Here is a 19,381-nt window from a genome sequence, read left to right on the forward strand (position 1 = left end):
AAATTGTTAAAGAGCAGTGCCGCGATTTCTCAAGCGGCGCGGGATGCGTATATTACGCTTTCCGCTTTGCCAGTCAAGCATTTATTTTGCTTTTCTGACCGGAAGTTACCTTCAACTTCCTTTCTGACCCGGCGACTTGTAAGTCGTTGTTCCGTGTCAGTGGAGGCGCATTATAGGGAGTTCTTCCGGGCTGACAAGTGCTAATTTCAAATTAATTTCTGAGTGCTGTTTTTTTCGGCTAAACCGGGCTAAATCGCTACTTTTTCCAACAATGGGAAGCCATATCGCTGTAGAACTGGCGATAACTTCAACGCTTCTTCGTCCATCCGCGTACAAAGCGCCAGATTTTGTGCAGAAGAAAATGTCTCAGGGGATTCATGTTCTAACAACCAGACAGTACGACGGGCAATTGCGGCTCCCGAATCCACCAGGCGCGTTCCCTCCGGCAGAACCTGTTGTAACTCATCACGTAAAAGCGGGAAGTGAGTACAGCCGAGTACAACGGTATCCGGTGGCTCGTTCATTCTGAGCCAGGGTTGAACAGCATGACGCACAGCTTCTTTATCTATCTCTTCCCCATGCAACTTCGCCTCCGCCAGTTCAACCAGCTCTGCCGAGCCCAGCATCTCGATTTTGCACTCACGCGCAAACTGGGCCACCAGCTCATGGGTATAAGGGCGTTTGACCGTGCCGCGCGTCGCCAGCAGACCCACTACGCCATTACGCGTCAGGCGCGCAGCAGGTTTAATCGCAGGTACAACACCTACAACCGGGAAATCAAAACGGGCACGTAAGGCAGGCAGTGTCACCGTGCTGGCACTATTGCAGGCGATAATCACTAAGGAGAGAGGAAAGCGCTGCACGATAGCCGTCACAATCGCCACAACGCGATCAACGATATACTCTTCGCTTTTTTCGCCGTAAGGAAAGCCCTCGTTATCGAAAGCATAAAGATAGTGCAGGTTCGGCAACAGCTGCCGAACCTCTTCATATACAGAAAGCCCACCAACGCCGGAGTCAAACACCAGCACAGTGGGGCGCAGATCAGAAGCTGTAGCTGGCGCTGAGGTAGTACTCACGTCCAGGGGTTCGATAGCCATAAACCGTCTCGTAATCCTTATCCAACAGGTTGGCAATTTTACCACGAACTGTCAGATGAGACGTGACCGGATATGCAGCTGAGAAATCTACCAGGCTATAACTCGGCATCCGCCGCTGAGTATCAGCAAACTGGTTAGTGTTGTTGTTAAAGCTTTTCCCGAAATACTGCCAGGCCAGATCAAAGTCAAAATCAGCAAAATTCCAGTCTAACTGATACTTGAATTGCTGCCGCGAGCGGTGGGCCAGAACCTCATTATCTTGGTCGCGACGAGGATCAAGGTATTGCAGCGTGATGCGGTGAGTGAAAATCCCGGTATCCATGCTGCCGGTCCATTCAATACCTTTAATCGTGGCGGACTGGATGTTGTAGTAAGTACCTACGAAATTATCATCGTAGAGATAATCGATGAGGTTTTTGATTTTGTTCTGGTAAACCGATAAACGCCAGTCAACCGGCCCGGTCAGTCCTTCAAGCCCAGCTTCAATCTGATGGGAAGTTTCAGCATTAAGATTTGGGTTAGAGGCGATGCCCAGTCGACTTTGCCCGTACATCTGCCCTAATGTCGGCGCTTCAAATCCAGTGCCATAAGAGAGTGTGAAGCGATAGCCCGGTACAAACGCCCAGCCAGCCGCCGCTTGCCAGGTCCCGTTCCAACCAAACTGATTGTTGTCATCTCCTCGCACAGCACCTTCCAGCGTTAAAGTATCAATGCGCTGTTGGGCTGTCAGATAATAGCCGGTATTGGTCCGCTGGTAGCGATCGCCGTTGTATGCATCGCTGGAATCTAACTGTTGCTGCTGCCAGTCCACCCCCGCGCTCACCGTGCCGAGACCAACAGCAAAGCTATTACCCCACTGCAAATTACGCTGGCTCATGTCATCCAGTGTCGTACTCGCACTGTAGCGTCCCAGGGTACTGGCATAGTTGTAATCTTTGAAACGCTGATAGCTATACGTCAGTTGTGATGAGTAGATATCCTGGTTGAATCGAAACCCACCTTCATAGGTGTGATTATAGACCTGCCGTTTATCCCCTCCATCCTGATAGCCCACGTCATACGAGGTGTTATTGCCGTAACCATAGCCGCGGAAGAATGCGGAAAGGTTTTGCGAGAACTGGTGGTTAACCCCAGCCCAAAACGTTTTGCTGCGGAAACCATCGCGATCGCTATCAACGCTATACGTTGACTGTGGCTGAATGTTATAGCCATTGGTGGCCTGGAACGCGCCAGCTACCGTGATTAAGGTGTCCTCACCCACTTTCTGGCGTACCGTTCCACTATATTCCTGGTAGTGGTTAGATCCCATACCTACATTGAGCTGGCCACCCGGCTGATTGTTCTCGGTAATGATGTTAACCACCCCGCCAATCGCATCCGCACCATAGACTGCAGAACGAGGCCCGCGAATTAACTCGATACGCTGAACCAGCGAGACAGGGATTTGGCTGAAATCAGAAATGCCGGTAATGCCTGATTTTGCCAGTGGAATACCATCAATCAGCACCAAGGTATGTCTGGCTTCAGCACCGCGAATATAGATGCTACTGGATTGTCCCATGCCACCATTTTGCGCGATATCCACACCGGGCAAACGGCGCATCACATCTGTCAGGCTTTTAGCCTGCCAGCGATCAATCTCTTCACGAGTGACCACAGTCGTCGGTGCCAACACCGAAGAAACCGGTTGTTGAAAACGGTTAGCCGTCACGATTTGCGTATCATCATCCTGAGCAAAGCCATATGCAGCCCAGAGCGAAAGCGCCGTGGCACTGAAAGCGCACAGCGTAGTGTTACTTTTATTCATTGTTGTAGCATCCAAAAACCCATCAGGATGCCGCAGAGGCACACGACTTATAGCACGCGATAGTCGTATGAAATGCGACGTAACACCGGCAGGTCTTCGGGCTAAGAATCATAAATGGTGAAGACTTCCCATCCCAAAGGACAGTGTCTGCCTAGGCAATCACCACGACATTCCTTACCGCTGCGCGTCAGCTCCAGATTTTCACTGGATTCCCTGTTAGCTCAATACTGAGACCGGCTGTCGCAGTCTAAGGTGAAGCCACCCTGGAATCCAGATTTCGACCCAGGTTGTTTTGTTTAAAGACTGGACAACAGAAAGTGAATGCCTACAATCGCCCGGCAAGCAGGCTTATTACCAGGATTAAAGATGACACCCGAACAGCTCCCGATTGAACAATACGACGCACAACTGGCGGAAAAAGTCAGCCGTTTACAGGCGATGATGGTGCCCTTTGCTGCGCCCGACGTGGAGGTGTTCCGTTCACCGGTAAGCCACTATCGGATGCGTGCCGAATTCCGTATCTGGCATGATGGTGACGATCTCTATCACATCATCTTTGATCAAGAGACGAAACAACGTATTCGCGTCGACCAGTTTCCTGCGGCCAGCGAACTGATCAACCAGCTCATGGCAGAGTTAATGGCAGCGCTACGCGATAACCGTACCCTGCGCTTTAAGCTGTTCCAGATTGACTATCTCTCCACCATGAGCAATCAGATCGTCATTTCGCTGCTGTACCACCGTAAACTGGATGAAGAGTGGCAGCAGGCGGCAACCCTGTTACGCGATGCGCTGCGCGCTAAAGGCTACCAGCTGCATCTGATTGGACGCGCCACCAAGACAAAAATCTTTCTTGATCAAGACTTTGTCGACGAATCATTACCGGTAGCAGGCCGTGACATGATCTACCGCCAGGTCGAGAACAGTTTCACCCAGCCGAATGCCGCGATGAACATTCAGATGCTGGAGTGGGCGCTAAATGTCACACAAAATTCTCAGGGCGACCTGCTGGAGTTGTATTGCGGGAATGGGAATTTCTCTCTGGCTCTGGCACGGAATTTCCGTCGGGTGCTGGCAACAGAAATCGCCAAACCCTCGGTGGCATCCGCGCAATACAATATCGCCGCGAATAACATCGATAACGTGCAGATTATCCGCATGGCAGCGGAAGAGTTTACGCAGGCAATGAACGGCACACGCAGCTTTAATCGTCTGGAAGGGATTGATTTGACGAGCTACGAGTGTGAGACGATTTTTGTCGATCCACCGCGCAGTGGGCTGGATAGCGAAACCGTTGCGATGGTTCAGGCGTATCCGCGGATTCTGTATATCTCCTGCAATCCACAGACCCTGTGCGATAACCTTGCTACGCTGGCAGAAACCCATGATGTTTCACGCCTGGCACTGTTTGACCAGTTCCCCTATACGCACCATATGGAATGTGGCGTGCTACTGACGCGCAAAGCCTGATCAAAAAAGGCGGCCCCGGCCGCCTTCTGCATTACTGACTGCTTTTCCCTTTCTTGAAACGGGTCGCAATCCAAAATACCAACGCTACCATCAGGACTACCGGGATGAAGTTAGAGCCAATATCCGGGTACTCTGCGCGCACCAGCGCACTGTAAACCAAAATCCCTAGCAGGAAGAAAGCCGCCGCCAGTGAAGGCATACCCTCTGGCATGCTGCGGTTAAGATAGCGCTGGTGCAGAGACCAGGCTGCCAGTCCTAACGCAATCAGCGGAAAAATGGAAAAAGGGACAAAAGCGCTAAACATCACGGAAAACGATCCGTTTATCGCTAAACCAGTGATAAAAGCCAGCAGTAAGGTGCTTTTATCGCGGGGACTCTGTAATGACATCACGTTATCCTTATCTGTTACTCTTCGGTTTTTTCTAAAGTGACCGCCAGTCGCTCCTGCTCACGGCGATACCAGTAATACGCACCTTTAGCAATCATGCGTAATTGCAGCACCAGACGGTCTTCCAGTTTGCGGCGCTGCTCAAGATCAACGTCCAGTGCTTCGGCACCGGCACTGAAAACGATGGTAACCATCGCCTCGGCCTGCGCTTCGGTGAAGCTGCGCGGCATGCGATTTTCGACCTCAAGATAGTCAGCCAGTTCGGCGATAAAGTGCTGAATTTCACGCGCAACAGCCGCACGAAATGCGGCGGAAGTGCCCGATCGCTCACGGAGCAACAGGCGGAATGCATTGGGATTGTTCCCGATGAATTCCATGAAAGTCGCCACCGAAGTTTTGATAATGCTGCCGCCTTTGGCGATACGCTGCCGTGCCTGGCGCATCAGTTGACGCAACATCAGGCCACTTTCATCTACCATGGTCAACCCCAGTTCATCTACATCTCTGAAATGGCGGTAAAACGAAGTAGGTGCAATCCCCGCTTCACGGGAAACTTCACGTAAGCTCAGGCTGGCAAAACTGCGTTCCGCGCTGAGTTGGCTGAAGGCTGCCTCGATCAATGAACGGCGTGTACGTTCTTTTTGTTGCGCTCTGACGCCCATTATCTCTGCCTTCTGAGGGGTTAGGTCGACACTATAACAAAATATTCAGCGTACAGTTTTGCAAACTTTGTCACTGGCTGTGAAAGCCCACGCTTTGTCAAAAAGCGCTTAAACTGACTGATAGAATTCAGATGTGCGCACGGAGATGTTAGAATCTCGTTGTGAAAATGTAGATAAGAATAGGACGTATTAGTATGCAAAAGTCTTACGATTACGACGCCATAGTGATTGGCTCAGGCCCCGGCGGTGAAGGTGCAGCAATGGGGCTGGTCAAGCAGGGACAGCGTGTTGCAGTGATCGAGCGCTACCATAATATCGGCGGTGGTTGTACACACTGGGGCACTATCCCGTCCAAAGCATTGCGTCACGCCGTCAGCCGTATTATTGAGTTCAACCAGAACCCACTCTACAGCGACCACACCAGGCTGCTACGCTCCTCCTTCGCAGATATTCTGAACCACACCGAAAGCGTCATCAGTCAGCAAACCGCAATGCGTCAGAGCTTTTATGAACGCAACCGTTGCGCCATATTTCAGGGCGATGCGCATTTCGTTGATGCGAATACACTCGAAGTCGTCTATCCCGATGGCACCCGTGAAAGCCTGACTGCCGAGAAATTTGTTATCGCCTGTGGCTCTCGCCCTTACCGCCCGGCGAATGTCGATTTTAATCACCCACGCGTCTACGATTCCGACTCCATTCTTAACCTTCACCATGAGCCAGGCCACGTGATTATTTACGGTGCTGGGGTAATTGGTTGCGAATATGCGTCTATCTTCCGTGGCCTGAATGTCAAAGTGGACCTGATTAACACCCGTGACCGCCTGTTGGCGTTCCTCGATCAGGAGATGTCAGACTCACTCTCCTACCACTTCTGGAACAGCGGTGTGGTAATTCGCCATAACGAAGAGTTCGAGAAAATTGAGGGTGTGGATGATGGCGTCATTGTCCATCTGAAATCGGGCAAAAAAGTGAAAGCCGATTGCCTGCTGTATGCCAACGGTCGCACCGGTAATACGGATTCACTGACGCTGGAAAATGTCGGTCTGGAAGCTGACGGGCGCGGATTGCTGAAAGTAAACAGCATGTACCAGACGGCTCAGCCGCACATCTACGCGGTTGGCGACGTCATCGGCTACCCTAGCCTGGCTTCAGCGGCCTACGATCAGGGTCGCATCGCGGCGACTGCGATGGTGAAAGGCGAAGCAACGGCCCATCTGATTGAAGATATCCCGACCGGGATTTACACCATTCCGGAGATCAGCTCAGTAGGTAAAACCGAACAGCAGCTCACCGCGATGAAAGTGCCGTATGAAGTGGGACGTGCGCAGTTTAAACACCTGGCACGCGCACAGATTGTCGGCATGAACGTCGGTAGCCTGAAAATCCTGTTCCATCGGGAAACCAAAGAGATCCTGGGGATTCACTGCTTTGGTGAACGTGCGGCGGAGATTATTCACATCGGCCAGGCCATCATGGAGCAGAAAAACGGTGGTAATACGATTGAGTATTTCGTCAACACCACCTTTAACTACCCAACGATGGCCGAAGCCTATCGCGTTGCCGCGCTAAACGGATTAAACCGCCTGTTTTAACGTGTTTTGCAGATGAGACTGCATGTGCGTACGGATTGCCTCTGCCAACTGTTCATAACGGCTGCGCAGGGGAGATCCCGGACGGTACACCAGTGCGATGGTACGTTGTGGCACTGGCTTGTAGCACGGCAGATAACACACGCCATCACGGATACGCTGCGGCGGTACCGCTAACGTTGGTAACAGCGTAATACCGCTGCCCGCCGCAACCATGTTACGCAACGTTTCCAGGCTGGTGGCGCGGAAATGGGTGTCTTCATCGGCACCCGCTTCAAAGCAGAAGCCCATCGCCTGATCGCGCAAGCAGTGCCCATCTTCCAGCATCAACAGCTTTTCCCCTGCCAGATCGGACATCGGCACCCGATCGCGATCCCGCCACGGGTGATCTTCATAGATCGCCAGTGTCATGGGTTCGTCAAACAGCGGTACTTCAATAAAGGCCTCGCTCTCTTTCACCAGCGCCAGAATTGCGCAGTCCAGCTTGCCGTTATCGAGTTGCGCCAGTAACTGCTGCGTCTGCGCTTCATGCAGATACATTTCCAGTTTTGGGAACGTCTGATGCAACATCGGAATGATATGCGGCAGCAGGTAAGGCCCAGTGGTTGGGATAAGGCCAATATGCAGCGGACCTGACATTGTCTCGCCCTGCTGGCTTGCCATCTCCTTAAGCACTTTCACCTCGCGCAAAACGGTGCGCGCCTGGTCTACCAACAATAAGCCAGCCTGCGTGAACAGCACCTTACGGCTGGTACGTTCAAGCAGCATCACACCCAGCTCATCCTCAAGCTTACGGATCTGTCCGCTCAGCGTTGGCTGGCTGACATGGCACGCATCTGCGGCACGACGAAAATGGCGGTGTTCCGCCAGAGAAACCAGATATTCAAGATCGCGGATGTTCATTGTAATCCTCCAGACCACGATAGTTCGTGGCGATAGATAGCATAGCAATGAACGATTAGCCCTATCAAGAAGATGGAGAAATAATACGCACAGATTAGATCATGGCAGACGCGAGGAAATGCGGATGTCTTGGTGATGTGCCTATAAAAACAAGATGTTATTTCGAAGCTAGAGGTTGGCGGACTGAAGCAGTCCGCCATTTTTTTTACTTATGCCAGACGCTGTTTCGCGAAGGCAATTGCTGCGGCGACCTGCGCAGGGGCAACGCCACCCTGAGCGTTACGCTTATCGAGGCAGGATTGCAGTGCCAGAATCGGATAAACATCCGCTTCAATGATGGCGCTGAACTGCTTAAGCTGCTCCAGCGTTAACGCTTCCAGCGCTACACCTTGTTTGATCGCCTCAACCACCGCTTCACCCACGATATGGTGAGCTTCACGGAAAGGTACGCCCTTCGCCACCAGATAATCCGCCAGCTCCGTAGAGTTCGCGTAACCCTGCTCTGCCGCTTCCTGGCAACGCGGACGCTTCAACTGAATGCCATCCAACACCAGTGCCGACATATGCAGGCAGTCGAGCCAGGTATCCAGCGCGTCGAACAGGCCTTCTTTATCTTCCTGCATGTCTTTGTTGTAAGCCAGCGGCAGGCCCTTCAACGTCATCATCATGCCGGTCAATGCGCCCTGCACACGGCCACACTTACCACGGATCAGTTCCAGAGCATCCGGGTTTTTCTTCTGTGGCATCAGGGAAGAACCTGAAGTCACTTTATCTGACAGCTCGACAAAACCGGCTTCGCCCGTATTGAAGAAAATCAGATCTTCAGCGAAACGCGACAGGTGCACCATGCCGATTGAAGCATCAGACAGCAGTTCGAGTACGTGGTCACGATCCGAAACGGTATCGAGGCTGTTACGCGTCGCAGAAGCAAAGCCTAACCAGCCAGCCAACTGCTCGCGATCAATCTCATACGCCGTACCTGCCAGCGCACCACAGCCCAACGGGCTAACGTCGAGGCGCTTCAGTGCATCCTGCAGACGGCTTTCATCGCGCGCCAGCATCTCAACGTACGCCAGGCACCAGTGTGCAAAGGTAACCGGCTGTGCACGCTGTAAGTGGGTATAACCCGGCATGACAACGTCCTGATTGGCTTCTGCTGTCACAACCAGTGCTTGTTGCAGCTCACGGGTTGCTGCCAACAGTACGGCGACCTGCTCCTTACACCACAATTTCAGATCGGTAGCGACCTGATCGTTACGGCTACGGCCAGTATGCAGTTTTTTACCCAGCGCACCGACTTTCTCAATCAGCTTGCCTTCGACCCAGCTGTGAATATCTTCTGCATCGCTTTGCAGGATCTGCTCTGGATTGGCACGTACTTCCGCCAGCAGCGCATTCAATGCAGCTTCCAACTGCTGCTGCTCATCACTGCTGAGCACGTTAACCGTTACCAACGCTTTTGACCAGGCAACGGAACCGATGATGTCCTGCTCCGCCAGGCGATAGTCAAAGCGCAGCGAATCGTTGAACTGTTTGAACCGTTGGTCTGCTGCCTGAGAAAAACGTCCGCCCCAAAGTGCCATCTGAATGCTCCTGAATATCTGTTAAACAAAGGGCGGCTAACGCCGCCCTTGCAAAATGTGTCGCTTGCTGCGGTATTACTTTTTCTGCTCGTTCAACGCACGGATACGTGAAGAGAGCGAGAACAGACGGATGAAGCCGCCCGCGTGACGGTGATCGTACACTTCGTCTTCGCCGAAGGTCGCGAACTCTTCCGAGTACAGGCTGTTAGCAGAGGTTTTCTGCGTGGCAATCGCCTGACCTTTGTACAGTTGCAGGACCACTTCACCGTTCACTTCTTCTGCCAGTGATTCAGCTGCCGCCTGGATAGATTTACGCAGTGGTGCGAACCAACGGCCATCGTATACCACGTAAGCCATTTCATGGCCCAACTGCTCACGCCATTTGAAGCTGTCACGATCCAGAACCAGCTGCTCAACCGCACGCAGTGCATTTACCATGATGGTGCCGCCAGGGGTTTCGTAGCAGCCGCGAGATTTAATCCCAACCAGACGGTTTTCTACGATATCGATACGGCCAACACCGTGCTTAGCACCCAGCACGTTCAGTTTTTCCAGGCACTGGAATGGGCTCAGCTTCTCGCCGTTAACTGCAACTACACGACCTTTCTCAACGGTCACGGTGACATTTTCAGGCTGGTCTGGTGCATCCAGAGGATCAACGGTCCACACCCAGCAATCTTTGGTCGGTGCGTTTGCTGGGCTTTCCAGTACGCCACCTTCGGTAGAGATGTGCCATGCGTTTTCATCACGGCTGTAGATTTTTTCCAGTGAAGCGGTGGTTGGGATGTTACGGACTTTCAGGTAGTCCAGCAGCGCTTCACGTGAACGCAGATCCCACTCACGCCATGGCGCAACCACTTTCAGCTGTGGTGCCAGTGCGGTGTAGGTGGTTTCGAAACGCACCTGGTCGTTACCTTTACCGGTTGCACCGTGGCACAGCGCATCTGCGCCGACTTTCAACGCCAGCTCAACCTGCGCTTTAGCGATGATTGGACGTGCCATTGAAGTACCCAGCAAATAAGTGCCTTCGTACAGCGCACCGGTTTGCAGAACAGGGTAGATGTAATCACTGATGAATTCTTCGCGCAGATCAACAACGTGGCACTCAGAAGCCCCTGACTGCAGCGCTTTTTTCTCAACGCCTTCCAGATCAGCGGGGTCCTGGCCAATGTTGGCGACGAAAGCGACCACTTCACAGCCGCCGTAGTTCTCTTTCAGCCATGGAATGATGGCGGAAGTATCCAGGCCACCGGAGTAAGCCAGAACGATTTTTTTGATATTTTGCGTTGCCATTTGGTCGTAATCCTTGAATCAGAGTCGTTTAAGCGAAAATCCGGGTGCCAATCGAGACACCATTGAACAGCTCAGGGAGTTGTTCAGCATGACGCCAGCTAGCGATATCTACCGGGCGTCCCAGAGTACGTGCTGCATCAAGCGCCGCACGTACTTTCACAATCATACCGTCAGTGATCACTCCGTCAGCGATCAACTGTTCGGCTTTTTCTGCCGTCATTTCAGCCATGCGCTGACGGTTGCCATCCAGAATACCACTGACATCAGACAGCAGCACCAGATCTGCACCCAGCGTTGAAGCCAGCGCGGTCGCGGCCTGATCGGCATTCACATTCATCAGTTCGCCTTCGGCGGTAATGCCGATAGAGCTGACAATCGGCATATAGCCGGCGTCCAGCAGCGTATGCAGCAACGCTGGATTACCCGGCGTAGCCTGCCCTACGTGACCGAGTTCAGGGTCGAATTGCGTGACATTCACCAACCCGGCATCACCCAGGCACAGGCCGACGGCGCGCAGGGCGTATTTGTTCGCCCAGGCAAGCAGCGTTTTGTTAGCCGTTCCCGCCAGTGCGCCAGTAATAATGTCGATTTGGTCGGCTGGTGTGACCCGCAGACCGTTTTTCTTCTGTACCGGCAGCGCCAGCTTTTTCATTAGCTCGTCAACCAGACAGCCGCCGCCGTGCACAATAATCAACGGGCGCTGATGGGCTGAACGATAGGCGACCAGGGCTTCAAACAGACGCGCCAGCGCCTCTTCGCTATCCAGCAGCACGCCGCCGAGTTTAATAATTAATGGATTGCTCATGACCTTTCCGCCGCTCAAATCAGTGACTGGGTTTCAGGGAAACCGAAACGGATATTCAGGCACTGCACGGCTTGCGATGCTGCACCTTTCAGCAGGTTATCTTCTGCTGCGACCACAATCAGATGTTCGCCCTGCACGGCAAAGCCAATGTCGCAGTACGGCAGGCCAACCACGGCTTTCAGCGCGGGCACACCGTCTTCATAAACACGCACCAGCGGTTTATCGTTATAGGCGTTATGGAACGCCTGCGCCACATCTTCACGCGTTACGCCAGGATTCAGACGGCAGGTCGTGGTCGCCAGAATACCGCGTGGGAAGTTGCCCAGATGCGGTGTGAGAATCACTGGCGTGCCCAAATGCACGGCAATTTCAGGCTGGTGACGGTGATTAAACAGGCCATAGGCTTGCAGGCTCACTTCACACAGGCTGGTGTTGAGGTTGGCTTTACGTCCAGCACCGCTCACGCCGCTGGTGGCGTTAATCACTGGCCACTGCGCTTCGTTGATCAGACCGGCGTCAAGCAGCGGCTTGAGTGACAGTTGAGCTGCGGTAGGATAGCAACCCGGCACAGCCACTAATTGTGCCTGTGCGATGGCTTCACGGTTCCACTCAGCCAGACCATAAACAGCCTTATCTAGCCAGTCAGCGTGCTGGTGTGGGAAGCCGTAATATTGGGTATAGAAAGCGCCATCATTGACACGGAATGCGCCTGACAGGTCGAACACCACGCAACCGGCTTTCAGGAACTCTGGAGCCAAATCGTGGCTCACTTCGTGCGCGGTGGCGAGGAACACTACATCCACTTTATCTGCCCATTCAGCGGCATTGCTCAGCGGCTGCAATGGCAGATCGATCACGCCCTTAAGCTGCGGATGAAGATCAGAAAGACGTTTTCCTGCATCCGGGCTTTGCGCGGAAACCGCCAGAGCGGTTATGTTCATATGTGGATGGCGATTGAGGAAAGTGGCAAGCTCTACGCCAGCATAGCCACTGGCACCAACGATCAGCGTATTCAACATCAGGCTGTATACCTTTTTACAGTCACACATTCCGGGTCGCGGCCTTGCCCCGTTGCCCACCATGTCGTTTGCAGCAAATTTGGGTTCACATGCATACGACGTTAATGTATTTTTATTCACTATTAATGCATGAATATTGATACATCCTAACTCAAGGACCGTCAACAGTGAAGACAAAATTACCGCCTTTTATCGAACTGTACCGCCAGTTGATCGCTACCCCGTCGATCAGTGCGACTGAAAGCGCGTTGGATCAGAGTAATGAAACTTTAATCAGTTTGCTGGCAGGCTGGTTCCGCGATCTTGGCTTCCAGGTTGAAGTACAGCCGGTGCCGGGAACGCGTCGTAAATTCAACATGCTGGCACGCAGTGGCGATGGCGCAGGCGGACTGCTGCTAGCCGGTCATACTGACACAGTTCCTTTCGATGACGGGCGCTGGACGCGCGATCCGTTCACCCTGACCGAACATGACAATAAACTCTATGGTCTGGGCACCGCAGATATGAAGGGCTTTTTTGCCTTTATTCTCGACGCGCTGCGTGATGTCGATGTGACAACACTGAAAAAACCGCTCTACATTCTGGCAACTGCCGATGAAGAAACCACCATGGCCGGTGCGCAGTATTTCGCTGAAAGTACGCATATCCGGCCTGACTGCGCCATCATTGGTGAGCCAACGTCACTCAAGCCGGTGCGAGCACACAAAGGTCACCTCTCGAATGCGATTCGCATTGAAGGTCATTCCGGTCACTCCAGCGATCCGGCGCGTGGCGTTAATGCCATTGAGCTGATGCATGAAGCTATCGGCCACCTGATGGGGCTGCGCAACACGCTGAAAGAACGCTATCACCACGCCGATTTCGCCATTCCCTATCCCACCATGAACTTTGGCCGCATCAGCGGCGGCGATGCAGTAAACCGTATCTGTGCATGCTGCGAACTGCATATGGACATCCGCCCGCTGCCAGGGCTGACGCTGGACGATCTGGATGGATTGCTGAATGAAGCACTGGCACCGGTGAGCGAGCGCTGGCCTGGCCGTCTGACGGTGGGAGCCATGCATCCCCCTATCCCTGGCTATGAGTGTCCGAAGAATCATGAACTGGTGAAGGTGGTGGAGAAACTGCTGGGTGTTGAGACAGAAGTAGTGAACTACTGCACCGAAGCGCCATTTATTCAGCAGTTATGCCCAACGCTGGTATTGGGACCGGGATCGATCAACCAGGCGCACCAGCCAGATGAATTTATCGATACCGCATTTATCAAGCCCACACGCGAACTCATTTCTCAAGTGGTGCACCATTTCTGCCACTGTTAAGCAATAAATCGGGCATTTTGCTGATAATTCAGCAAAATGCCCCAGCAATTCCCTTTGATGGGTGATAAGAATAACTTATCTCGCTTACCTCCAGTTAAATTCCATGAATTTCCGTTATTTAGCGACACGTTTATGTCAGTTTAAGTCAATTGACGAATCCATGATTACGTGGCTAGATAAAAGACGATGTTATGTCCACGTGATCTTATTCACAGATTTTCGGGCATATGTGGTGGTGTTTATTTAGACGATAAGGTTAACAGGGTCCAATGAACGAACAATATTCCGCAATGCGTAGTAACGTCAGTATGCTCGGCAAATTGCTCGGGGATACCATCAAGGATGCTTTAGGAGAGAACATCCTCGAGCGGGTAGAAACTATCCGTAAACTCTCGAAGTCATCCCGTGCCGGAAATGACGCTCATCGCCAGGAACTGTTGACCACACTGCAAAATCTGTCTAATGAGGAGCTGTTGCCTGTTGCTCGTGCATTTAGCCAGTTCCTCAATCTGACCAACGTTGCTGAGCAGTATCAAACCATTTCCCGCAGCGGCGATGGCGCTAACCACCCTGAACTGCTGAAAAAGACCTTCGAAAACCTGAAACAGCAGGGCAACATCAGCGAGTCAGCGATCCGCGAAGCGATTGAATCGCTGTCGCTGGAACTGGTGCTGACTGCGCACCCAACCGAAATTACCCGTCGTACGCTGATTCACAAACTGGTCGAAGTAAATAGCTGCCTGAAGCAGCTCGATCACAGCGACGTGTCCGAATACGAATACAACCAGATTATGCGCCGTCTGCGCCAGCTAGTGGCTCAGGCATGGCACACGGATGAGATCCGTAAATATCGCCCGACCCCGATCGACGAAGCTAAATGGGGCTTTGCCGTGGTTGAAAACAGCCTGTGGGAAGGCGTACCGGCTTTCCTGCGCGAACTGAACGAACAGGTTGAAGAAACCTTTGGCATCAAGCTGCCAGTGGACTTCGTGCCGGTGAAATTCACTTCATGGATGGGCGGTGACCGTGATGGCAACCCTAACGTTGTGGCCAGCGTAACGCGCCATGCACTGCAACTGGGGCGCTGGAAAGCCGCCGACCTGTTCCTGCGCGATATCGCTGTCCTGATTTCCGAACTCTCAATGTCCGAATGTACTCCGGAAGTGCTGGAGTTAAGTGGCGATCCAGAAGCAATTGAACCCTATCGTGTGATTCTGAAGCGTCTGCGCAGCCAGTTAATGAGCACCCAGGCCTACCTGGAGCGCCGCCTGAAAGGTGAGCGCCTGCCGCGTCCAGCAGACCTGCTGATCACCAATGAACAGCTCTGGCAGCCGCTGTATACCATTTATCAGTCACTGCAGAAGTGCGATATGGGGATCATCGCCAATGGCCAACTGCTGGATACGTTGCGCCGCGTGAAGTGTTTTGGTGTTCCGCTGGTCCGAATTGATATTCGCCAGGAGAGCACACGTCATACTCAGGCGATTGCCGAGATTACCCGTTATCTGGGCCTGGGCGATTATGAAAGCTGGTCTGAAGCAGACAAACAAGCCTTCCTGATCCGTGAACTGAACTCCAAGCGCCCGCTGCTGCCACGGAGTTGGGAACCGACCGACGACACGCGTGAAGTGCTGGAAACTTGTCGTGTTGCGGCGGAAGTGCCGGAAGGCTCAATTGCTGCCTATGTTATTTCTATGGCAAAAACGCCGTCCGATGTACTGGGCGTGCACCTGCTGTTGAAAGAAGCGGGTATCACTTTTGCGATGCCAGTTGCCCCGCTGTTTGAAACCCTGGACGACCTGAACAATGCCAATGACGTCATGGGCCAGTTGCTCAATATCGACTGGTATCGCGGCTTTATTCAGGGCAAGCAGATGGTCATGATTGGCTACTCTGACTCGGCAAAAGATGCAGGTGTCATGGCGGCAAGCTGGGCACAGTATCAGGCTCAGGATGCACTGATTAAAACCTGTGAAAAAGCCGGTATCGCTCTGACGCTGTTCCACGGACGCGGCGGCACCATTGGCCGTGGCGGCGCACCAGCGCATGCGGCCCTGCTGTCACAGCCACCGGGGAGCCTGAAAGGCGGCCTGCGCGTCACCGAACAAGGTGAGATGATCCGCTTTAAGTTCGGCTTACCGCAAGTGGCAGTGGCCAGCCTTTCGCTCTATACCGGTGCGATTCTGGAAGCGAACCTGCTGCCACCGCCAGAGCCTAAAGCGGAATGGCGCAACATCATGGATCAGCTCTCTGCGCACTCTTGTGCCATGTACCGTGGCTATGTGCGTGAGAACCCTGACTTCGTGCCGTACTTCCGTTCAGCCACACCAGAACAGGAACTGGGTAAGCTGCCACTCGGCTCGCGCCCGGCGAAACGCCGTCCTACCGGCGGTGTTGAATCACTGCGCGCTATTCCGTGGATCTTCGCGTGGACGCAAAACCGTCTGATGCTGCCCGCCTGGCTTGGTGCCGGTGCAGCCATTCAACAGGCAATGAATGATGGCCACCGCGATCAGCTGGAAGCAATGTGCCGTGACTGGCCATTCTTCTCCACCCGTTTGGGCATGCTGGAGATGGTGTTCCTGAAAGCGGATTTGTGGCTGGCGGAGTATTACGATCAGCGCCTGGTAGATAAGTCACTGTGGCCGCTGGGGCAACAGCTACGCGACCAGTTAGAAGCGGATATCAAAGCGGTACTGACCATTGCTAACGATGCACATTTAATGGCCGATCAGCCCTGGATTGCAGAATCCATCGCGCTACGTAATGTCTATACCGACCCACTCAACCTGCTCCAGGCCGAACTTCTGCATCGCGCCCGTGCGCAGGAAGCGCGTGGTGAAGAACCTGATGCCAGCGTTGAACAAGCGCTGATGGTCAGCATTGCTGGTGTTGCTGCGGGTATGCGTAACACGGGTTAATGATGGCTGCCCCGGTGAAAGCCGGGGAGAGCTAATAAGTCAGAAAGGGTGCCACGAGGGCACCCTTTTTTGATTCAAAGAGATTAGAGCAGCTGCGCCAGCCGGTTGATATCGGACTGAATAGCGCCAGCAGTGACATCACGCCCGGCGCCAGGCCCGCGAATCACCAGTGGGTTATCGCGATACCAGCGGCTTTCAATGGCAAACACGTTATCACAGGGTAACAGCGCTGCCAGTGGATGGTCTGCTCGCACGGCTTCAACACCGACACGGGCCTTCCCGTTAGCATCAAAACGCGCGACATAGCGTAACACCAGCCCCATCTCCTGCGCCGCTTCCAGGCGTTGCAGCATCTGCTCGTCAAGAGTTGCGCCATTTTCAAAGAAGTGATCGATGGACTCATCGGCACAGCCCGCTGGCACCAGTGATTCCACACGGACCTGATCGGGTTCAATATCGTAGCCCGCTTCACGCGCCAAAATTACCAGCTTACGCTTCACGTCCTGCCCGCTGAGGTCAACACGCGGATCGGGTTCAGTCAGTCCTTGCTGCCATGCCTGGTCAACCAGTTCGGTAAACGGCACCGTGCCATCAAACATCAGGAACAGCCACGAAAGTGTGCCGGAGAAGATGCCGCTGATCGCCAGAATGCTATCACCGCTTTCGCGCAGATCCCGCACGGTGTGGTTGATAGGCAAACCAGCACCTACCGTGGCGTTATACAGCCAATGGCGGCCTGTTTTCGCAAATGCATCGCGAATCTGACGCCACTGTGCGCTGCCAGAAGCCCCGGCAACCTTATTGGCACTGATCACGTGAAAACCGTGGCTGGCAAAATCATGATACTGCTGCGCCAGAGATTCACTGGCAGTCACATCCAACACCACCAGATCATCAAACGGATGTTCACACATCCACAGGAACAGAGACTCTTCGTCGCGTTCCTGTGCTTCATCATCAAAGAAAGCCAATGCGCGGCTGGCATCCAGCCCCTGATAATTCAGCAAGCTGCGGCGGCTGTCTGCCACACCAGCCAGCACATATTCAAAACCGGTGCGCGCTGAAAGCGTCTCCTGCTCGCGCGCAAACAGCTCAAGCCAGCGCGAACCGATATTGCCTTTGCCAAACAGCATCAGGCCAATGCGTTTTTCTGCCCGGAACAGAGACTGATGCAGCCCCTGAATCACGTGCTGAGTCGGCCCGACACGCAATACCGCCACCAGGCTAATATGGTCTTCCGACTGCCAGATAAACTCGACGGGCTGATCCTGCAACTGCTGCCAGAAACGGTGGCTATGCAGCGGGTTACGGGTTACACCCGCGCCGACAAGTGCCACCAGCGCCAAACCGTCACGCAGCTGCAAATGACCCGGCAGAGCAGCATCTTGCAACAGCTCAAACACGCTGTTCACGACTTCCGAGGTGTAGCAAAGCTGAATCAAACGGCGATCGAGATGCACTCCTACCGCTAACGGGCGCAGCTGCGCGCGTTTCAGTAACAGATCGATCTCTTTTTGCAGATGGGAGAAATCATGCTGCGCGGGGATCTGGATTTCGATCAGACAGACGTCATCATGGCTGGTAACGATACGTGCACCCGTGCCAGAAGCCAGCACACGCTCAATACGCGTAGAACCCTGCTCTGGTTGATAGCTACAACGCAATTGCAGATCGATATCGCTGTTCGAGACCGGCTGTAAGGTACGAGTATGTAATACCGGCGCTGCCAGACGCGCCAGCTCACTGGCTTCATCCAGACGCAGCAGCGGGAGCAAACAGGCATCGGAGACTTTACGTGGGTCAGCGCTGTACACACCGGCCACATCACTCCAGATGGTGACGCGTTTCACGCCAGCCAGCGCACCAATTTGGGTGGCTGAATAGTCTGAACCGTTGCGTCCCAGCAGTACGGTCTCACCGCTGTCGTTACCGCTGATAAACCCAGTGACCACCACACGCTGATGTGGATGCTGAGCCAGCAGAGCCTGTAACAGCGGCCATGATTTCCCTTCATCGACCTGAGGTTGTGCAGCACGCTCAGCACGCAGGAAATCACGTGCATCCAGCCAGCAGGCATCAATATCTCGCTGACACAGTACCGCAGCCATCAGTCGGGCTGACCAAATTTCTCCGTGCCCAACGACTTCGGCGTATACCGCCTCAGTGATTGTTCCATCCAGCAGTGCAGCAAGACGCTCCAGATCACGGATAAACTCCGTGATCATCGGTTCTGCGATTTCAGCAGGCAGTAATGAGTCAATCAGCTCACTCTGGAAACGGCGTAAAGTCTGTTGCACCTGGTGAGCCGCCAGCCGATCGCTCTGGCTGAGCTTCAGCCAGCTAATCAGCTGATTGGTGGTGCTACCCGCAGCGGATACCACCATCAGATCGCCCGGTTGGCTATAACCCGCCATAATTTCCGCCACGCGTTGATAGCAACGTGGGTCTGCCAGGCTACTCCCCCCAAATTTATGCAACTGCTTTATCGTCGGCGTTCCCGCGCCTGCTGAACTCGTCAT

14 protein-coding genes and 1 riboswitch are annotated in these 19,381 nt (G+C 53.5%); of the genes, 4 read left to right on the top strand and 10 right to left on the bottom strand.

Going from position 1 to position 19,381, the window contains the following annotated elements; genetic code table 11:
• Window positions 1-248 precede the first annotated feature (248 nt).
• Together murI and btuB are read right to left on the bottom strand one after the other, a co-directional pair.
• On the bottom strand, window positions 249-1,100 hold the full coding sequence (gene murI, locus B880_RS0117690; RefSeq protein WP_017348785.1) for a glutamate racemase: 852 nt from the start codon (window positions 1,098-1,100) through the stop codon (window positions 249-251).
• On the bottom strand, window positions 1,045-2,907 hold the full coding sequence (btuB, locus tag B880_RS0117695) for a TonB-dependent vitamin B12 receptor BtuB (protein WP_017348786.1): 1,863 nt from the start codon (window positions 2,905-2,907) through the stop codon (window positions 1,045-1,047). Before btuB ends, murI begins: the two co-directional genes overlap by 56 nt.
• Before the next feature lie 70 nt (window positions 2,908-2,977).
• Window positions 2,978-3,161, bottom strand: a riboswitch (cobalamin riboswitch).
• A gap of 112 nt (window positions 3,162-3,273) precedes the next feature.
• On the opposite strand from btuB, the gene trmA reads away from it, so the two are divergent.
• Window positions 3,274-4,377: a tRNA (uridine(54)-C5)-methyltransferase TrmA gene (gene trmA / locus B880_RS0117700; RefSeq protein WP_017348787.1), complete on the top strand. Its 1,104-nt coding sequence runs from the start codon at window positions 3,274-3,276 to the stop codon at window positions 4,375-4,377.
• A gap of 31 nt (window positions 4,378-4,408) precedes the next feature.
• Here trmA and B880_RS0117705 read toward each other — a convergent pair whose 3' ends face one another.
• Together B880_RS0117705 and fabR are read right to left on the bottom strand one after the other, a co-directional pair.
• Window positions 4,409-4,765 carry a YijD family membrane protein gene (locus B880_RS0117705; RefSeq protein WP_017348788.1) on the bottom strand — a complete coding sequence of 119 codons (357 nt, stop codon included), beginning with the start codon at window positions 4,763-4,765 and terminating at the stop codon, window positions 4,409-4,411.
• A 17-nt stretch (window positions 4,766-4,782) separates the two neighbouring features.
• Window positions 4,783-5,427, bottom strand: coding sequence for an HTH-type transcriptional repressor FabR (gene fabR, locus B880_RS0117710; protein WP_017348789.1), 645 nt, complete (start codon window positions 5,425-5,427; stop codon window positions 4,783-4,785).
• A 194-nt stretch (window positions 5,428-5,621) separates the two neighbouring features.
• Here fabR and sthA point away from each other — a divergent pair, with 194 nt between their 5' ends.
• The gene (gene sthA / locus B880_RS0117715) at window positions 5,622-7,022 is read left to right on the top strand and encodes a Si-specific NAD(P)(+) transhydrogenase (protein WP_017348790.1); all 1,401 of its coding nucleotides are present in this window, start codon (window positions 5,622-5,624) and stop codon (window positions 7,020-7,022) included.
• Here the strand turns inward: sthA and oxyR are convergent.
• From oxyR to argC, 5 genes are all read right to left on the bottom strand, one after another.
• On the bottom strand, window positions 7,005-7,922 hold the full coding sequence (gene oxyR / locus B880_RS0117720; protein ID WP_017348791.1) for a DNA-binding transcriptional regulator OxyR: 918 nt from the start codon (window positions 7,920-7,922) through the stop codon (window positions 7,005-7,007). The two genes, sthA and oxyR, sit on opposite strands and share 18 nt — an antisense overlap.
• A 209-nt stretch (window positions 7,923-8,131) precedes the next feature.
• Window positions 8,132-9,505 (bottom strand): argininosuccinate lyase, encoded by a 1,374-nt coding sequence (gene argH / locus B880_RS0117725; RefSeq protein WP_017348792.1) that lies wholly within the window; start codon window positions 9,503-9,505, stop codon window positions 8,132-8,134.
• 75 nt (window positions 9,506-9,580) lie between these two features.
• Entirely contained in the window at window positions 9,581-10,798 is a 1,218-nt protein-coding gene (locus B880_RS0117730) for an argininosuccinate synthase (protein ID WP_017348793.1), read from the bottom strand.
• Window positions 10,799-10,826: 28 nt separating this feature from the next.
• Window positions 10,827-11,603 carry an acetylglutamate kinase gene (gene argB, locus B880_RS0117735; protein WP_017348794.1) on the bottom strand — a complete coding sequence of 259 codons (777 nt, stop codon included), beginning with the start codon at window positions 11,601-11,603 and terminating at the stop codon, window positions 10,827-10,829.
• Between the two features lie 14 nt (window positions 11,604-11,617).
• A complete protein-coding gene (gene argC / locus B880_RS0117740; protein WP_017348795.1) occupies window positions 11,618-12,622 on the bottom strand; it encodes an N-acetyl-gamma-glutamyl-phosphate reductase in 1,005 nt (334 codons plus the stop codon).
• 167 nt (window positions 12,623-12,789) lie between these two features.
• On the opposite strand from argC, the gene argE reads away from it, so the two are divergent.
• Together argE and ppc are read left to right on the top strand one after the other, a co-directional pair.
• Entirely contained in the window at window positions 12,790-13,941 is a 1,152-nt protein-coding gene (gene argE / locus B880_RS0117745; RefSeq protein ID WP_017348796.1) for an acetylornithine deacetylase, read from the top strand.
• 269 nt (window positions 13,942-14,210) lie between these two features.
• On the top strand, window positions 14,211-16,862 hold the full coding sequence (gene ppc, locus B880_RS0117750; RefSeq protein WP_017348797.1) for a phosphoenolpyruvate carboxylase: 2,652 nt from the start codon (window positions 14,211-14,213) through the stop codon (window positions 16,860-16,862).
• Between the two features lie 83 nt (window positions 16,863-16,945).
• Here the strand turns inward: ppc and B880_RS0117755 are convergent, their stop codons facing one another.
• Window positions 16,946-19,381 (bottom strand): bifunctional aspartate kinase/homoserine dehydrogenase II, encoded by a 2,436-nt coding sequence (locus tag B880_RS0117755; RefSeq protein WP_017348798.1) that lies wholly within the window; start codon window positions 19,379-19,381, stop codon window positions 16,946-16,948.

Source organism: Pantoea sp. A4 (assembly GCF_000295955.2).
Classification (GTDB): Bacteria; Pseudomonadota; Gammaproteobacteria; order Enterobacterales; family Enterobacteriaceae; genus Pantoea; species Pantoea multigeneris.